We start from the raw sequence: 16,921 nt of genomic DNA on the forward strand, positions 1-16,921 counted from the left end.
ACATTTTTTTATTGAAAAAAATGTAATCAATGTTTTTCATTATTTTTTTTTGGAATCAAAATCATAATCATTTGTCTAGATTCAATTTTTGTTGGAAAAGATTCTACTATAGAAATCGTAGACAAATCTTGTTTGATTCTATTTAACATATCAATGCCTATTTTTTGATGCGATATTTCTCTTCCTCTAAATCGTAATGTAATTTTTATTTTATTTCCATTTTTTAAAAATTCTACTACTTTTTTTAATTTAATTTGATAATCACTTTTATCAGTTACAGGACGAAATTTAATTTCTTTTATTTGAATAATCTTTTGTTTTTTTTTCTGTTCTTTAATTATTTTATTTTTTTGATAAAGAAATTTACCATAATTCATAATTTTACAAACTGGAGGAATTGCATTAGGACTTATTTCCACCAAATCAAGATTAGCTTCTTCTGCTATATTTAAAGCTTTTTTTAAATTTAATACACCTATTTTTTCTCCATTTATTCCTATTAATCGTATTTCAGAAGAACGAATTTCTTTATTAATTCGATTAGGACGATTTTTTTTTTTTTTCACTTTTGATATTTTATTCCTCTATTGAATAGAAATTTTTTTATAGATTTCTTTAATAATCTTTTTTCCAAAATTTTGAATATTATAATTCCCTAAAAATTTTCCAAAACAATTTCTAACAAAAACAGTTTCTGAATTTATTTCATTTTCTCCACAAATTAAAATATAAGGAACACGATTAATTGAGTGTTCTCTTATTTTAAAACTAATTTTTTCATTCCTTAAATCTGATTTAACACGTAATCCCATATTCATTAATTCTTTTAATATTTTTTGTACATAATTTATTTGTTTTTTTGTAATACTTAACACTACAACTTGTAGTGGTGCTAACCAAATTGGTAGATAGCCATTATGTTCTTCAATAAGTATTCCAATAAATCTTTCAATTGATCCTAAAATAGCACGATGAATCATTACTGGTATCTTTTTTTGGTTATTTTGGTCTATATAAAATGCTCCTAGACGCATAGGTAAAGAAAAATCTAATTGTATTGTACCACATTGCCAAGCACGGTTTAATGAATCATATAAAGTAAATTCAATTTTTGGTCCATAAAACGCCCCTTCTCCATGTTTATAATTAAATTTAATATTATCAAGTGCGATTTTTAGTTGTTCTTCAGAGATTTCCCATTCTTTTTTTGTGCCTATATAATTTTTAGGTTTAGTAGCTAAATATACTTCAATTTTTTTAAATCCAAAAGTTTGATAGATATCAAAAACCATACTAATACATTTTTTTATTTCATCTATTATTTGTTTTTTTGTGCAAAATATATGTGCATCATCTTGTGTAAATTCCATAACACGCATTAGTCCATGTAGTGATCCTGATGGTTCTTTTCTATAGCAACTACCAAATTCTGCAAAACGAATAGGTAAGTCTCGATATGATTTTAAATGTTGTTTATATAATTCTATATGTCCAGGGCAATTCATTGGTTTAATACAAAATTTTTGATGTTCTGATGATGTAGTAAATATGTTTAATTTATAATTTTTCCAATGTCCAGTTTTTTTCCAAATATTATGTTCTAACATTATGGGACTTTTTACTTCTTGATATTGATATTCTTGTAATTTAATTTGTATAAATTTCTTTAATTCATTAAAAATAATTAATCCATTCGGATTCCAGTATATCATACCTGGAGCACATTTATTGATGTGATACAGATTTAATTTTTTATTTAAAATTCTATGATCTCTATCTTGCTTTTCTTCTATTTTTTTTGAATCATTCATTTTTTTTACCTAATTAAATATTACATATTTTTTATATATTTTTTAAAGTATTATTTTTAATAATTTTAAACTAAAAAAGTAAGTTTTGTTAATATAAAAATATATGTTCAATACTTTTTTTAGAAGTTTTTTTGTTTAATTAAGGCATATTTTTAAAAAATATAAAAATAATTATGATTATTATAAATAACTTATAGTTTTTTAGAATATAAAAAAATCCACTTATTCTTTTCAAATATTGATGTATTACTAATTGTTTAAAAAAGATATTTATGATTTCAATTTTTTATATAAAACTAATTTGTTCTAATTGATAGGTTAATTATGAAAATAGTGTTGACATATAAAAATTATAGTTGATAATAATTCTCAATTCAAATAGAAAATTAATAATTTTATGTTAAAAAAAAAATTGTCCTTAATTTTATTATTTTTATTTCCATTAATATCCTATGCAAAAAAATTTACAATAGTTACAACTTTTACTATTATACAAAATATAGCTCAGAATGTAGCTGGACAAGTAGCAGATGTAGAATCTATTATTAAACCTGGTGCAGAAATTCATGAATATCAACCTACTCCAAAAGATATATCAAAAATTTATTCTGGTGATTTAATATTATGGAATGGTTTAGGATTGGAATTATGGTTTAATAGATTTTTTGAAAATTTTAAAAATATTCCAAAGGTAGTAATTACTGAAGGCATTCAACCTATTGCTATTAAAGAGGGCGAATACAAAAATAATCCTAATCCTCATGCATGGATGTCTGCGAAAAATGCACTAATATATGTTAAAAATATTAAAGATGCATTAATTAAATATGATCCAGAACATGCAGACATTTATGATAAAAATGCAATAGAATATTCAGAAAAAATCAAAAAAGTTGATTTATTTTTAAGACAAAGAATTAAAAATATTCCAAATGAAAAAAGATGGTTAGTAACTAGTGAAGGAGCTTTTAGTTATCTTGCAAAAGATTACGGTTTTAAAGAAGCATATCTTTGGCCAATTAATGCTGAAGAACAGGGTTCTCCTCAACAAATTAAAAAAGTAATTGATATAATAAAAAAAAATAATGTTCCAGTAGTTTTTAGTGAAAGTACTGTATCAAATAAACCAGCAAAACAAGTAAGTAAGGAGACTGGTGCTAAATATGGAGGGGTTTTATATGTCGATTCTCTCTCTAGACCGGAAGGTCCAGTTCCAACTTATATTCAGTTATTACATACAACTATAGATACTATTGCAAAAGGTTTTGGTGAATGAATTGTAATTCTTATTATAAAAAACCAAATTTATTAGTACATAATATTACTGTAATATATAAAAATGGTCATTTAGCAGTTCGTGATGTTAGTTTTAATTTAAACGGAGGTTTAATTTATGCTTTAGTTGGGATTAATGGAAGTGGAAAATCTACAATTTTTAAAACTATAATGGGTTTAATAAAGCCTGTAAGAGGATATGTAAAACTAAATAATTATTCTATTAATAAGGCAATTAAACACAATATTATTTCTTATGTTCCTCAAACTGAAGATATAGATTGGGACTTTCCTGTTTTAGTATATGATGTTGTTATGATGGGACGTTATGGGAAAATGGGTTTTTTACGTATTCCTACAAAAAAAGATAAACAAATTGTATCTCTTTCTTTAAAGAAAGTTGGTTTGAATAATTTAAAAGAAAGACAAATAGGGGAATTATCTGGCGGTCAAAAAAAAAGAGTATTTATCGCCAGAGCATTAGCGCAAGAAGGAAAAGTATTATTGTTAGATGAACCTTTTACAGGTATTGATGTAAAAACTGAAAATTCTATTATTCAAATTCTATTGGAATTACGAAAGATGGGATATTTGATTTTGGTTTCAACACACAATCTAGGTAGTATTCCTCAGTTTTGTGATCAGATTATTTTAGTCAATCAGACTATTTTAAATATTGGACCAGTATCAACAACTTTTACAAAAGAAAATTTAAAATTAGCTTTTGGTAATACATTACGACATATTGATATTTTAAATACTGATTTAGATCATAATAATTTTAATTCATTAAGTATTGTTACTGATGATGAAAAAGCTGCTGTTTTTTATAAATATAAAAAATAAATTAAAAGAAAATTGAATATAAATGTTTCATTTTTTAATTGAACCTTTTCAATATAATTACATGATTAAAGCAATCACAATTAGTATTGTTGTAGGTGGTTTATGTTCTTTTTTATCAACTTTTTTAATGCTAAAAGGATGGTCGTTAATAGGAGATGCACTATCACATTCTGTTATTCCTGGTATTGCAGGTTCCTATATTTTAGGTATACCATATTCGATTGGTGCATTTTTTACAGGGATGTTAGCTATTGTTTTTATAATTTTAATTCGATTAATGTCTAAATTGAAGGAAGATGCTATTATTGGATTTGTTTTTTCTACTTTCTTTGCTTTTGGTTTATTTCTTATTTCTTTAAGACCAATTCCTGTAAATATACAAACTATCATATTTGGAAATGTTTTGGGAATAGCAGATAGTGATATAATTCAAATTTTGATCATTTCTATTTTTTCATTTATTACATTTTTTTTTATTTGGAAAGATTTATTGATTATATTTTTTGATGAAAATTATGCATATTCAATTGGATTAAAAATATTAAGATTAAAAATATTTTTTTTTGTTTTGTTAAGTGCTTGTATTGTAACTGCATTGCAAACAGTTGGTGCAATATTAGTAATATCTATGATTATTACACCTGGAGCTATAGGATATTTGTTAAGTGATCATTTTAAGAAAATATTAATTATAGCTGTAATAATTGGATGTTTAACTAGTGGTATAGGTGCATATATTAGTTTTTTTATTGATGGTACTACTGGAGCAGTGATAGTTAGTTTACAAACTTTACTATTTATTTTTACTTTTTTTCTTGCTCCTAAATATGGATTTATTTTTAATTATAAAAAATATAAAAAAATTTATATTAATAAAAAATAAATATTAATAATATTCAATGAAAATGGTTATTTTAAAATCAATATTACATCCTCTTTTTTTGCCTTTTATGCAAAAGGCAATGATTGTATCTTTATTAATAGGAATTATTTCATCAATTTTGTCATGTTTTTTAATATTAAAAGGATGGTCGTTAATAGGAGATGCAATATCTCATGCTGTGTTACCTGGTATTGTGATAGCTTATATTTTTTGCATTCCTTTATCTATAGGTGCTTTTTTATCTGGTATGTTTTTTACTTTAAGTACTGGTTTTTTAAAAGAACATACTCGTATTAAAGAAGATACGTTAATTGGAATTGTTTTTTCTGGTATGTTTGCTTTTGGTTTATTATTATTTTTAAAAATTAATACAGAAAAGCATTTAACACATATTCTTTTTGGAAATATTTTAGGAATGACTAGAAATGAATTTTTTCAAGTTGTTTATGGTACAATAATTATATTTATGCTTTTGATTTTTCAATATAAAGATCTTTTAGTTTATTGTTTTGATTTAAATCATGCAAAGATAATTGGATTAAAAACTAGTTTTTTACATTATGGGTTATTATCTTTGATTTCTTTTACTATTGTATTAGCATTACAAGCGATAGGGATTATATTAGTAATTTCAATGTTAATTACTCCAGGTGTTATTGCATTTACAGTTTGTAAAAGATTTAATTCAATGTTGTTAGTTTCTATTTTATCTTCTATTACATCTAGTTTTTTTGGTATCATCTTAAGTTTTCATATTGATGCTGCTACTGGATCTTGTATTGTTTTAATTCAGTCAATATATTTTATTTTAATATTAATTTCTAATTTTTTTTATAAAAAAAAAATTAGAAATTAATATGATTTTAATAAATCAATGAATTTTTTCGGTTTAAATTATTATATGACTTTTAATTGTTTATCTATTGCAGGTATTGATCCAACAGGAGGGGCTGGTGTATATACTGATTTAAAAGTTTTTTCTGCATTAGGTAATTATGGTACTGCAGTGATTACTGCATTATTTATTCAAAATACCCAAGGAGTTAAATCAGTTTATAAAATTCCAGAATTCGTTATATTAGAACAGTTAGAATCTATATTCAGTGATGTATATATAGATAGTATTAAAATTGGAGCGTTATTTGATTCTAATATAGTTAAATTAATATCTAGATATTTCAAAAATAATTTTTTCAATATTCCTATAGTATTAGATACTGTTTTTTTTTCAAAAAATAAATTTTCATTACTATCTTTAAATGCAATTGATATTTTCATTAAATATTTATTTCCAGTAGTTTCTATTATCACTCCTAATTTAGAAGAAGCTGCATTACTTTTAAAACAACCAATTGCTAAAGATGAAGATGACATGATTTTTCAAGGTGAGAAATTATTGTCTTTTGGTGTTAAAGCAGTATTAATGAAAGGGGGGCATTTATTAGGAAATCAGTGTGTAGATTGGTTATTTACTAAAGATAAGAAATTTAGGTATGTTTCAAAAAAAATTGATACTAAAAATACTCATGGAACTGGTTGTACTTTATCATCATCGTTAGCCGCATTATATCCTTATTATAAGGATTGGCCAGATGTAGTTAAAAAATCAAAAAAATATACATTTAATTCTATTTTAAATTCTAACCAATTAGATGTAGGAAAGGGTAGTGGTCCACTAAATCACTTTTACAATTTTTGGTATTTAAAAAAATAAAAAAACAAATTAATTGATAATTAATTTGTTTTTTTTTGTAAATATTGTTTTAGTATTTAATTACCAATATCCTAATATTTTCCACCATATTCCACCTAATAATATCCAAATCAATAGATTCACAACACTTAGTATGAAACCTGTTTTCCACCATTCTGAAAGTGTTGCATAACCAGATCCAAAAATAATTGGAGCAGTTCCGGTAGAATAATGTGTTAATGACATCATTAATGATGATGAAAAAGAAAGCATTAATGCTAGTAATATAGGTGGTGCTCCTAATGTAATGCCAACTGTAAAAAAAGCAGCAAACATTGCCATTATATGAGAAGTAGTACTTGCAAATAAATAATGTGAATAAACGTAGATTATAAGTAATATAAAAATACTTAAAAACCAAGAAATATCCATGTTGTGAATCATATTTTTAATTATTTCTGAAAACCAATGTATAAAACCAAGCTTACTTAAAAATGATGACATCATAATTAAAGCAGAAAACCAAACTATAGTGTCCCATGCTCCTTTAGTATTTAGGATATCATCCCATTCTAAAACTCCAGTAGTGAATAAAATAGATAATCCTATTAACGCTGCTGTGGTAGGATTAATAGAAAAATTTTTTCCGAAGAATATACTAGGTATATCAGCCCACATAATTAATAAAATAATAAAGACACATAATGTTATTATTTCTTCTTTTTTAATTTTTCCAATTTTTTTTAATTGTTTTTCAGCAAATTTTGGTGCATCAGGTGTTATTTTAATAATTGGTGGATACATCCAATAAACAACGATTGGCATAACAATTAATGAAAATATTCCAGGAATAATAGCAGCAGTTGCCCACATCGACCAAGTAATTTCAAAATTTGGATTGGTATTTTCCATAATAATATTAACAATAAGTGGATTTGGTGCTGTTGCTGTAATAAACATGGCAGAAGTAATTGGATTAATATTAAAATTTACTAATGATAAATATCTTCCAATTTTATCAGAAGTATTTAGAGAAGGTTTTGAATTAAAACTATCTGCTATAGATTTCATAATGGGATGAATAATACCACCACCTCTAGCAGTATTACTTGGTGTAACAGGTGCTAAAATTGTTTCAGCAAGGACAAGTGAATAGGCTATACCTACTGTTTTTTTTCCAAATAAGGCAATGAAATAATATCCAATTCGTTTTCCTAATCCTGTTTTGTTTAAACTTACTGCAATCATGATAGATGTTCCAATTAACCAAATTAGTTGATTAGAAAATCCACTTAATGCATCACTGATTGCTATTGTTTTATTTGTATTAGTAATTCCTGTACATGCTATAATAGCAATAGAAATCATTCCAAGTGCACCTATTGGTAAAGCTTTAGTTATAATTGCAAAAATTATTCCAACAAATATTGAAAATAATTTCCATGCGTTTATTTCAAGATTATCTGGAATTGGTATGACAAACCAGATAATTATAGAAATACTAACAGCTATTAAAGATGGAAGTAGTTTAAATGTTTTTGTTTTTTTCATATTATGAATCCTAAATCATTACTTTTTATTTAATGATTTTTAGATGATTGAGAATTACTTTTTTTTAAAAAAATCATAAAAAATAGTTTATAAAATAAATAAAAATATATTTTTATTGTGAGTATCAATATTAAAACAATTAAAAAAATATGATTATTTTTTTAATTAAAAATAAATGTTTTTTATTGATTAATAATAAAATGATTATCTAAGTAATCAACTATTATTTTTTTATTTTTTTCAAGAGTTTCAGATATTAATTTGTTAGATATGATATTAATAATATTTTCTTGAATTACTCTTTTTAATAATCTAGCGCCAAATTTTGGATTAAATCCTATTTTACTAATGTGATTTAAAGCATGAGAAGTTACATGAATATCATATCCTTGTTCTTTAATTCTATTTGATATAATTTTTAATTGAATTTTTGCTATTTTTTTTATATGCGATTGATTTAATGGATGAAAAATTACGATTTCATCTATTCTATTAATAAATTCCATTTTAAAATATTTACTCATCATGTCAATAAGAATGTTTTTAATTTCATTATATCCTATCATACCAAATTTTTTTTCAATCAAATTAGATTCTAAATTTGATGTCATAATAATGACAGTATTAGAAAAATTAATTAATTTTCCATGATTATCTGTTAATTTTCCTTCATCTAAAATTTGTAATAATATGTTAAATATATCAGTATGCGCTTTTTCAATTTCATCAAATAATATAATAGAATATGGTTTTTGTTTAATACTTTTTGTTAATCTACCTCCTTCATCATATCCGACGTATCCTGGAGGTGATCCGATCAATTTTGATATTTCATATTTTTCCATAAATTCAGACATATCAAAACGTATTATTGCATTATCATTATTAAATAAAAAATTTGATAATGTTTTCGATAACTCAGTTTTTCCAACACCAGTAGGTCCTAAAAATAAAAAGGAACCAATAGGACGATTTGGATCTGATAATCCTGCTCTATTTCTTCTAATAGCATTAGAAACAACATTCACTGCTTCAGTTTGACCTATAATTCTTTTATGTAAAGTTTTTTCCATAAATATTAACTTTTTTCTTTCGTTTTCTAAAATTTTACTAATTGGAATTTGAGTCCAACGTGATACAATTTCCGCGATTTCGTTTTCAGTAACTTTATTTCTTAATAATTTTAATTGCTTATTATCTATTTGATTTTCTTTTTCTAATTTTTTTTCTAATTCAGGGATTTTTCCATATTGCAATTCTGACATTTTTGTTAAATCGCCAGATCTTTTTGCTTGTTCTAACATTATTTTTAAATTTTCTAATTTTGTTTTTATTTTTTGTATTTTAATTAATGTTTTTTTTTCTATATTCCATTTTTCTTCTAATTTTAGATATTCGTCTTCTTTTTTTTCAAGTTCTTTTTTTAAAGATAAAAATCTATTTTGACTGATTTCATCGGTTTCTTTTTTTAGTATTTCTTTTTCTAACTTTAACTGTACTATATGTTGTGCTATTCTATCTAAAACTTCAGGTTTAGAATCGATTTGTATTCTTAAACTTGCACTTGCTTCATCAATTAAATCAATTGCTTTGTCTGGTAACATTCTATCATTAATGTAACGATTAGATAGTTTTGTTGCACTTATAATTGCTCTATCAGTTATTTGCACGTGATGATGTAGTTCATAACGTTCTTTTAACCCTCTTAATATTGCTATAGTATCCTGTATTGTTGGTTCATTAATATATATTTTTTGAAATCTACGTTCTAAAGCTGTATCTTTTTCAATATATTTTCTATATTCATCTAATGTAGTTGCTCCAATACAATGTAATTTTCCTCGAGCAAGTTCTGGTTTTAAAATATTACTAATATCCATTGATCCTTCAATGTTTCCTGTGCCAACTACTGTATGTAATTCATCTATAAATAATATTGTACAATATTTTGTTGTTTTTAAGTAAAGTAGAACGTTTTGTAATCTTTCTTCGAAATCTCCACGATATTTAGTTCCAGACAGTAAAGAAGCGATATCTAACATAAAAAGATGACTATTTTTTAATCCTTCTGGAATTTCGTTATTAACAATTCTTTGTGCTAATCCTTCTACAATAGCAGTTTTTCCTACTCCAGCTTCACCAATTAACACTGGATTATTTTTAGTTCTACGTTGTAATATTTGTATAGTTCTTCTTATTTCTTCATCTCTTCCAATAATTGGATCTATTTCTCCATTTTTTGCCATTTTTGTAAAATCTATTATGTATTTTTTAATATTTATTTTACTATTTTCCATATGTTTTTTATTTCTTCAAAATAATTTTTAGTTTATTATTAATATATAAGTATAATACATAATTTTTATTATATTTATTTTTTTTTTAAAAGATACATTTTTAAATATTTTTTTAGATATTTAATATCTTTTGGTAATTTTGTTTTAATTTTTATTAATTTTTTTGTTTTTGGATGATAAAAATGCAAGATCTTAGCATGTAATGCTTGTCTTGGAAAATTTTGAATAAATTTTTTTATATTTTTATTAATTAAATTGTTTTTTTTAATTTTACATTTATAAGTATGATCTCCAACGATAGCATGGTTAATATATGACATATGAACTCGAATTTGGTGTGTTCTTCCCGTGCCTAAAATTAATTTAATATGTGTAAATGCAATTAAGTTTTCTATTATTTTGTAATGTGTTATAGCATTTTTTCCATTGTGGTGAATAGCCATTTTTGTTCTTTTTATTGGATGTCTTCCAATAGGTTGATTAATTATACCATCACATGGTATAACTCCATGTACTATAGCTTCATACTGTCGGGTAATTTTTTTTTTTATAAATTGATTTACTAATGAATAATATGATTTTTTAGTTTTTGCTATTAACATAAGACCGGTGGTATTTTTATCTAATCTATGTACAATTCCATATCTTGGAATATGTATATTGTTTGGGTAATGAAATAATAATGCATTTACTAATGTATTATTTAAGTTTCCAGACCCTGGATGTACAACAAAATTACTAGGTTTATTAATAATGAGTATTTCATCATCGTTATAGATAATATTTAATGGAATATTTTGAGGTTCAAAATCAAAATCAGTTAAATTTTTTGAATTAATATCTATAATTTCATGTCCTTTGATTTTATAAGAGGGTTTATTAATGATACATTGATTAATTTTAATTTTATTTTTTAATATATATTTTTTAATTTGTGATCTTGAAGTATTTTGAATTTTTTTAGATAAAGCATAATCTAAACGATGTCCTAATTCTAATTTAGTAAATTTTCCTTGAAATTTTAACATATTTTATAAAAATTTTTAGATAATGAAAAAAACATTTTTAAATAATTTAGATAAACTATATACTCAATTTAATATAGTTATGTATAATTGTAAATTGTTAGTGCCTATTATTTTTTTCTTATTGTTTGGTTGTGTACATGAAGTACATCATGTTCAAAAACAAGAACTTCATCAAATGTACCAGATGATCAGAAAAAAATTAGATCTTGGATATTACAAAGGAGCAATAAAATTATTAAGATCTTTTGAATATTATTATCCAATTAGTCCATATACTAAACAAATGTTGCTAGATAAAATCTATGCGTACTATAAAAATAGTGATTTCATGTTAGTGTTAAAAACTATTAATAAATTTATTTTAATTTATCCTAATTATGAAAATTTTGATTATATTCTTTATATTAAAGCGTTATCTGAAGAAGGATTAGATAAAAATATGTTTAATAGTTTTTTAAAATTAAATGAAACTGATAGAAATCCACAATATGCTTTGCTTGCATTTAAAGACTTTATGAAATTAATTCATTACTACCCCAATAGTATTTATATTAATTATGCTAAAAAGCATTTGTTTTATTTAAAAGAGAGATTAGCTCGATATGAATTATCTATCATTAAATTTTATAATCAAAGCGGTGCTTATGTTGCGGTATTGAATAGATGTGAAAATATGTTAAAAAAATTTTTAGATACTCAGTCTGCTAAAGAATCTTTACAATATATGGAATATGCATATAGGAAATTAGGATTAGTACATGAAAGTAATAAAATAAAACAAATTTTACAAATTAATAGAATTAAATTATTAAATTAAAAGTTTTAATTAGTGATATTAATTTATTTAAAGTGAGTATTTGATACAGAGAAAATAATGAATTATAAAACTTTTTTATTTAATTTGAGAAACAAAATCAATTTTATAGATCGATTTTTAATTATTTTTCTAATTAAACGACGTTTTTTAGTTTCAAACATCGCTTGGATTAAATTAAAAAATAATATTCCTATTCGGGATAGGAAATATGAAAAACATTTAATTCAAGATTTAGTTATATTTGGGAAAAAATTAGGTATGAATAAGAAATATATTACTAATATTTTTTCAATTATTATTGAAGATTCAATTTTTGTACAAAAAAATATTAAAAAAAAATTTTTTTACAATAAATAAAAATCAAAAAATTAGTTTATAATATTATATTGATTTTGATATGCATTTAATGTATTTTGCATTAACATTGCAACTGTGACTGGACCCACACCTCCAGGAACTGGAGTAATCCAACTAGCACGATTTAATGCACTTTTATAGCAAACGTCGCCATAAATTTTTCCATTTTTACTCCAATTAATACCTACATCAATTACAATTGCTCCTGGTTTGATCCAAATTCCAGGAATATATTTTGGTTTACCAATTGCAACAATTAATAAATCAGCATTTTTAATATAAAATTGTAAATTTTTATTGTATTGAGGTATAATAGTAGTAATACAGCCTTTTAATAAAAGTTCTAATATCATAGGCTTTCCAACAATATTAGAAGCTCCAACTATTACTGCATTTAATCCAAAAACTTTAATATTATAATATTTTAATATTGTAATAATAGCTGATGATGTACAAGGTCTGATATTTGGGTGGTTTTGGAAAAGAGAACCTATATTGTAAGGATGTAATCCATCTACATCTTTTTTTATACTTATTTGTTCTGCTATTTTTTTGTAATAAAATTTTTTTGGAAGAGGGATTTGTATAATAATGCCATCAATATTTTTATTTTGATTTAAATGATTAATTAATTTTAAAATTTTGTTTTCTTTTATAATTTTTGGAAAATTATAATAATAAGATACAAAACCAATTTCTTTGCATGTTTTTATTTTGTTTTTAATATATATTCTTGAAGATTTATTATTTCCAATTAAAATTATTGCAAGTCCAGGTGGTCTATTTCCAGAAGAAATTATATTTTTAACTGTTTTTTTTATTTTTTCTATTATTATTTTAGATATCTTTTTTCCATCAATAATTTTAGTTTTCATATTTTAGTGAGTCGATTAATGAATTATTTTATAAATATATTTTTTTTGATAAAATTTCTAAAATCATTATTAATTTAATTTTGTATATATAAATAAGAAAATATTTTTCCAATTTTTTTTTTTCGATATAAAATCCAATTTTTTGGTATGTTTTTTATAATGTCTGTTATATGTGTTTCAATATAAATATAAGTATTTTTTTGAGACCATTGATTTTTATTTATTAAATAAATTGTTTGGTCAACCATTTTCTTGTAAAATGGAGGATCAATAAAAATAATGTCATATTTTTTTCCTTTTTGATTAAGAAATGAATAAATATTTTTATTAAAAATTTTAGCATTACTAATTTTCAATCTGTTTAAATTAAATTTAATTTTTTTAAAAACATGATAATTTAATTCAATTAACGTTGCTAATTTTGCAGATCTAGATATTGCTTCTATAGATAATGCTCCAGTTCCTGCAAAACAATCTAAACATGTGGCATTTTTAATTATAGGATTTAACCAATTAAATAGAGTTTCTCTGATTATATTTTGAGTTGGTTTGATATTGTATTTTTTTGTAATAAAAATGTTATGTCCTTTAAATATACCACTAATTATGCGAATTTTATTTTTTTTAATATATTTTTTTTTCATATAAGTATATTACTATTAATTCAATAAATATTTTTTAATAAAAAATAAAGAAAAAAATTTTATTAAAAAATATTGAAAAATTTTGGAAATGATATGTCAAAAATTATAAATAAAAAAGAAAAAAAAAATATTAAAAAATATTTTTTGTATCAATTGAAAAAAAAATTAATTAATACTAGTAAAAATATCGGTGTTGCTTGTCTTGATTTTTTTACTAATAAAAAAATTGATGTAAATTTTTTTAATGAAATCGAAGAAAAACTTTTGTATTCTGATGTTGGTATTCAAACAACTCAAGAAATATTAAAAAAATTAAAATATTATGTTAATTTGAATCAAATTAAATCTACTACATTTTTATATGAAAAAATAAAAAATGAATTGGAAAAAATTTTATTAAATGTAGAAAAATCTTTTTTTTTAAATAATGAAAAATTTTCTATTGTCTTATTAGTAGGTGTAAATGGTGTGGGTAAAACAACTACAATTGGAAAATTAGGGTATAGAATTAAAAAAAAAGGGAGATCTATTTTATTAGCTGCAGGTGATACATTTAGAGTTGCAGCTATTGATCAATTGCTATTATGGAGTAAAACCATTGATGTACCTATTGTTTATGGAAAAATTGGATCTGATCCTGGATCAGTAGTATTTGATTCAATATTGGAAATGAAGAAAAAAAATATAAATACTCTTTTAATAGATACTGCAGGTAGATTACAAAATAAAATTTACTTAATTGATGAATTAAAAAAGATTGTTAGAATCGTTGAAAAACAAAATTTTATTTTTTCTTTCGAAAAAATATTAATATTAGATGCAAATACAGGTCAAAATGCAATTAATCAAGTCGAAGTTTTTCATAAGCAATTAGGATTAACAGGGATTATATTAACTAAATTAGATGGAACATCTAAAGGAGGAGTAATTTTTTCTATTGCTAATCGATTTCGAATTCCAATTTATTTTATTGGTATAGGTGAAAATAAAGAAGATCTAAGACAATTTATAGCTACTGAATTTATTAGAGCATTATTTAATGATGAATAAATTTATCAATTATTATTTTTAAAATGTTGAATAGTAATTTTTTAATTATTTAAATGATAAAGATTAAATTTATTGTATTATATGGTGAATCTATTAAAATAGATTCAATCTAAAATAAATATTATTTAATAAATTATTTTTTGTTGATTTAGAGGATATCTATGATAAAAAATATTCAAAAATCATTGACTATACCACAAGGTAGTCTTGAAGCATATATAAGATTAGCTTATTCATTTAATATGTTATCAGAAGCAGAAGAAATAAAATATGCAAAAGATTTATATTATAATGGAAATTTAGAAGCAGCAAAAAGTTTAATTTTATCTCATTTGCGTTTTGTAATTCATATTGCAAGAAATTATTCTGGATATGGATTATCACAAGCCGATTTAATTCAAGAAGGAAATGTTGGATTAATGAAATCTGTACGTCGTTTTAATCCTGATATAGGTGTTCGTTTAGTATCATTTGCAGTGCATTGGATTAAGGCAGAAATTCATGAATATGTTTTGCGTAATTGGAGGATAGTAAAAGTTGCAACAACGAAAGCTCAAAGGAAACTTTTTTTTAATTTACGAAAAAATAAAAAAAAAATGGGTTGGTTTAATACTGATGAAGTGAATATGGTTGCTAAAGAATTAGGTGTTAGTGTAAATGATGTTCGTGAAATGGAATATAGAATGGTTGCTCAGGATATGGTATTTGATATTGATATAAATAATATACATGATAATTCAATAATTCCAGCCGTGGTATATCTGCAGGATAAAAATTCAGATTTTGCATACGATATTGAAGTTGATAATTGGGAGAATCATTCTAATGATAAATTAATTAGAGCTTTATCTTCATTAGATCCTCGAAGTCATGATATTATTCATGCACGATGGTTAGATCAAGAAAATAGAACAACTTTGCAAGATTTAGCTAATAAATATTCTATTTCTGCTGAAAGAATACGTCAATTGGAAAAAAATGCTATGCAAAAATTACGTATTGTTATGGAAAGTTAGAAAATATTTCTAATAAATTTTATTATTTTCAATATATAAAAAATAATATAAGATTAAGATAGAAAACAATTTTTTTAAAAACGCGTTACAGAATTTAAAAATTCTTGTTTAGTTTTATTATTCGATTTAAATATACCTCCAAACGACTTAGTTATTGTAGTACTAGTAGAGTCGTGTATGTCTCTAGCTTTAATACAATAGTGTAATGCGTCAATAAATACAGCTACGTTTTTTGTTTCTAAAATCATTTGTAATGTAACCAATATTTGTTTTGTTAATCTTTCTTGTATTTGCGGTCGTTTAGAAAAAAAATGTACAATTTTTATTATTTTTGATAATCCAATTATTTTATTTTTTGGAATATATGAAACAGTAGCTTTTCCATCAATAATTAAAAAATGATGTTCACAGATACTGGTTAAAGTGATATTTGATATTGTAATCATTTCATTGATGTTCATTTTATTTTCAATAAAATTCATTTTTGGGAAATTATTGTAATCTAATCCAAAAAAAATATCTTCAGTATACATTTTTACTATTCTCTTAGGTATAACAGATATTTCTTTATTATTAAAATCTAGATTTAATAAACATATAATTTTATATATGTAGTTTTCTATTTTTTTTTTAGAATTTTTATCTAAGATATTTCTTGGATAGAATGGTGTTTCTAATCCTTCTTGTTCTAATTTTTTACGTATAAAATGAATTTTTTCAAAATTTAATGTCATTCAATTCTCCAATAATGAAATAATATTTTTTGTATTTTTTATTT

15 protein-coding genes and 2 pseudogenes are annotated in these 16,921 nt (G+C 23.2%); 9 read left to right on the forward strand and 8 right to left on the reverse strand.

The features are described 5' to 3' along the window. Nucleotides 1-26 precede the first annotated feature (26 nt). Both infC and thrS read right to left on the reverse strand, forming a co-directional pair. Nucleotides 27-575 carry a translation initiation factor IF-3 gene (infC, locus tag RA161_00470; GenBank protein WMY97743.1) on the reverse strand — a complete coding sequence of 183 codons (549 nt, stop codon included), beginning with the start codon at nucleotides 573-575 and terminating at the stop codon, nucleotides 27-29. Between the two features lie 9 nt (nucleotides 576-584). Then, nucleotides 585-1,799, reverse strand: a pseudogene (gene thrS / locus RA161_00475) (threonine--tRNA ligase). A 409-nt stretch (nucleotides 1,800-2,208) separates the two neighbouring features. Here thrS and RA161_00480 point away from each other — a divergent pair. Genes RA161_00480 through thiD form a run of 5 tightly spaced genes read left to right on the forward strand, consistent with a single transcriptional unit; the run spans nucleotide 2,209 to nucleotide 6,529 of the window. Further along, nucleotides 2,209-3,087, forward strand: a complete 879-nt coding sequence (locus RA161_00480; protein ID WMY97547.1) for a metal ABC transporter substrate-binding protein — start codon at nucleotides 2,209-2,211, stop codon at nucleotides 3,085-3,087. Beyond that, nucleotides 3,084-3,932, forward strand: a complete 849-nt coding sequence (locus RA161_00485) for an ATP-binding cassette domain-containing protein (protein ID WMY97548.1) — start codon at nucleotides 3,084-3,086, stop codon at nucleotides 3,930-3,932. Before RA161_00480 ends, RA161_00485 begins: the two co-directional genes overlap by 4 nt. Nucleotides 3,933-3,954: 22 nt before the next feature. Next, nucleotides 3,955-4,815, forward strand: coding sequence for a metal ABC transporter permease (locus tag RA161_00490; protein ID WMY97549.1), 861 nt, complete (start codon nucleotides 3,955-3,957; stop codon nucleotides 4,813-4,815). A gap of 22 nt (nucleotides 4,816-4,837) precedes the next feature. Continuing rightward, on the forward strand, nucleotides 4,838-5,671 hold the full coding sequence (locus RA161_00495; GenBank protein ID WMY97744.1) for a metal ABC transporter permease: 834 nt from the start codon (nucleotides 4,838-4,840) through the stop codon (nucleotides 5,669-5,671). An 18-nt stretch (nucleotides 5,672-5,689) separates the two neighbouring features. Beyond that, nucleotides 5,690-6,529, forward strand: a complete 840-nt coding sequence (gene thiD, locus RA161_00500; GenBank protein WMY97550.1) for a bifunctional hydroxymethylpyrimidine kinase/phosphomethylpyrimidine kinase — start codon at nucleotides 5,690-5,692, stop codon at nucleotides 6,527-6,529. Between the two features lie 60 nt (nucleotides 6,530-6,589). Here the strand turns inward: thiD and RA161_00505 are convergent, their stop codons facing one another. From RA161_00505 to rluD, 3 genes and pseudogenes are all read right to left on the reverse strand, one after another. After that, nucleotides 6,590-8,059, reverse strand: a complete 1,470-nt coding sequence (locus RA161_00505; GenBank protein ID WMY97551.1) for a DASS family sodium-coupled anion symporter — start codon at nucleotides 8,057-8,059, stop codon at nucleotides 6,590-6,592. 182 nt (nucleotides 8,060-8,241) lie between these two features. Further along, nucleotides 8,242-10,335 (reverse strand): annotated as a pseudogene (locus tag RA161_00510) (AAA family ATPase). 95 nt (nucleotides 10,336-10,430) lie between these two features. After that, entirely contained in the window at nucleotides 10,431-11,384 is a 954-nt protein-coding gene (gene rluD, locus RA161_00515; protein ID WMY97552.1) for a 23S rRNA pseudouridine(1911/1915/1917) synthase RluD, read from the reverse strand. A gap of 22 nt (nucleotides 11,385-11,406) precedes the next feature. Between rluD and bamD the strand changes: the two genes are divergently transcribed. Both bamD and RA161_00525 read left to right on the forward strand, forming a co-directional pair. Beyond that, nucleotides 11,407-12,201 carry an outer membrane protein assembly factor BamD gene (gene bamD / locus RA161_00520; GenBank protein ID WMY97553.1) on the forward strand — a complete coding sequence of 265 codons (795 nt, stop codon included), beginning with the start codon at nucleotides 11,407-11,409 and terminating at the stop codon, nucleotides 12,199-12,201. A 57-nt stretch (nucleotides 12,202-12,258) separates the two neighbouring features. Further along, nucleotides 12,259-12,558 carry a chorismate mutase gene (locus RA161_00525; GenBank protein WMY97554.1) on the forward strand — a complete coding sequence of 100 codons (300 nt, stop codon included), beginning with the start codon at nucleotides 12,259-12,261 and terminating at the stop codon, nucleotides 12,556-12,558. 11 nt (nucleotides 12,559-12,569) lie between these two features. Here RA161_00525 and folD read toward each other — a convergent pair whose 3' ends face one another. Next, entirely contained in the window at nucleotides 12,570-13,433 is an 864-nt protein-coding gene (folD, locus tag RA161_00530) for a bifunctional methylenetetrahydrofolate dehydrogenase/methenyltetrahydrofolate cyclohydrolase FolD (protein ID WMY97555.1), read from the reverse strand. A 74-nt stretch (nucleotides 13,434-13,507) separates the two neighbouring features. Continuing rightward, complete coding sequence (rsmD, locus tag RA161_00535) at nucleotides 13,508-14,077, reverse strand: 16S rRNA (guanine(966)-N(2))-methyltransferase RsmD (GenBank protein WMY97556.1); 570 nt, start codon at nucleotides 14,075-14,077, stop codon at nucleotides 13,508-13,510. A gap of 93 nt (nucleotides 14,078-14,170) precedes the next feature. Between rsmD and ftsY the strand changes: the two genes are divergently transcribed. After that, entirely contained in the window at nucleotides 14,171-15,127 is a 957-nt protein-coding gene (gene ftsY / locus RA161_00540; protein WMY97557.1) for a signal recognition particle-docking protein FtsY, read from the forward strand. Between the two features lie 161 nt (nucleotides 15,128-15,288). Beyond that, a complete protein-coding gene (rpoH, locus tag RA161_00545) occupies nucleotides 15,289-16,143 on the forward strand; it encodes an RNA polymerase sigma factor RpoH (protein ID WMY97558.1) in 855 nt (284 codons plus the stop codon). A 74-nt stretch (nucleotides 16,144-16,217) separates the two neighbouring features. Here rpoH and folE read toward each other — a convergent pair whose 3' ends face one another. Continuing rightward, nucleotides 16,218-16,877 carry a GTP cyclohydrolase I FolE gene (folE, locus tag RA161_00550; GenBank protein ID WMY97559.1) on the reverse strand — a complete coding sequence of 220 codons (660 nt, stop codon included), beginning with the start codon at nucleotides 16,875-16,877 and terminating at the stop codon, nucleotides 16,218-16,220. Between the last annotated feature and the right edge of the window lie 44 nt (nucleotides 16,878-16,921).

This window comes from Arsenophonus sp., from assembly GCA_031446085.1.
In the GTDB taxonomy this organism is placed as follows: Bacteria; Pseudomonadota; Gammaproteobacteria; order Enterobacterales; family Enterobacteriaceae.

What these genes read in the sequence shown, in the direction of transcription:
- RA161_00480 (WMY97547.1), top strand. Translation starts at nt 2,209, where the DNA reads ATGTTAAAAAAAAAATTGTCCTTAATTTTATTATTTTTATTTCCATTA.
- RA161_00485 (WMY97548.1), top strand. Translation starts at nt 3,084, where the DNA reads ATGAATTGTAATTCTTATTATAAAAAACCAAATTTATTAGTACATAAT.
- RA161_00490 (WMY97549.1), top strand. Translation starts at nt 3,955, where the DNA reads ATGTTTCATTTTTTAATTGAACCTTTTCAATATAATTACATGATTAAA.
- RA161_00495 (WMY97744.1), top strand. Translation starts at nt 4,838, where the DNA reads ATGGTTATTTTAAAATCAATATTACATCCTCTTTTTTTGCCTTTTATG.
- thiD (WMY97550.1), top strand. Translation starts at nt 5,690, where the DNA reads ATGAATTTTTTCGGTTTAAATTATTATATGACTTTTAATTGTTTATCT.
- RA161_00505 (WMY97551.1), bottom strand. Translation starts at nt 8,059, where the DNA reads ATGAAAAAAACAAAAACATTTAAACTACTTCCATCTTTAATAGCTGTT.
- rluD (WMY97552.1), bottom strand. Translation starts at nt 11,384, where the DNA reads ATGTTAAAATTTCAAGGAAAATTTACTAAATTAGAATTAGGACATCGT.
- bamD (WMY97553.1), top strand. Translation starts at nt 11,407, where the DNA reads ATGAAAAAAACATTTTTAAATAATTTAGATAAACTATATACTCAATTT.
- RA161_00525 (WMY97554.1), top strand. Translation starts at nt 12,259, where the DNA reads ATGAATTATAAAACTTTTTTATTTAATTTGAGAAACAAAATCAATTTT.
- folD (WMY97555.1), bottom strand. Translation starts at nt 13,433, where the DNA reads ATGAAAACTAAAATTATTGATGGAAAAAAGATATCTAAAATAATAATA.
- rsmD (WMY97556.1), bottom strand. Translation starts at nt 14,077, where the DNA reads ATGAAAAAAAAATATATTAAAAAAAATAAAATTCGCATAATTAGTGGT.
- ftsY (WMY97557.1), top strand. Translation starts at nt 14,171, where the DNA reads ATGTCAAAAATTATAAATAAAAAAGAAAAAAAAAATATTAAAAAATAT.
- rpoH (WMY97558.1), top strand. Translation starts at nt 15,289, where the DNA reads ATGATAAAAAATATTCAAAAATCATTGACTATACCACAAGGTAGTCTT.
- folE (WMY97559.1), bottom strand. Translation starts at nt 16,877, where the DNA reads ATGACATTAAATTTTGAAAAAATTCATTTTATACGTAAAAAATTAGAA.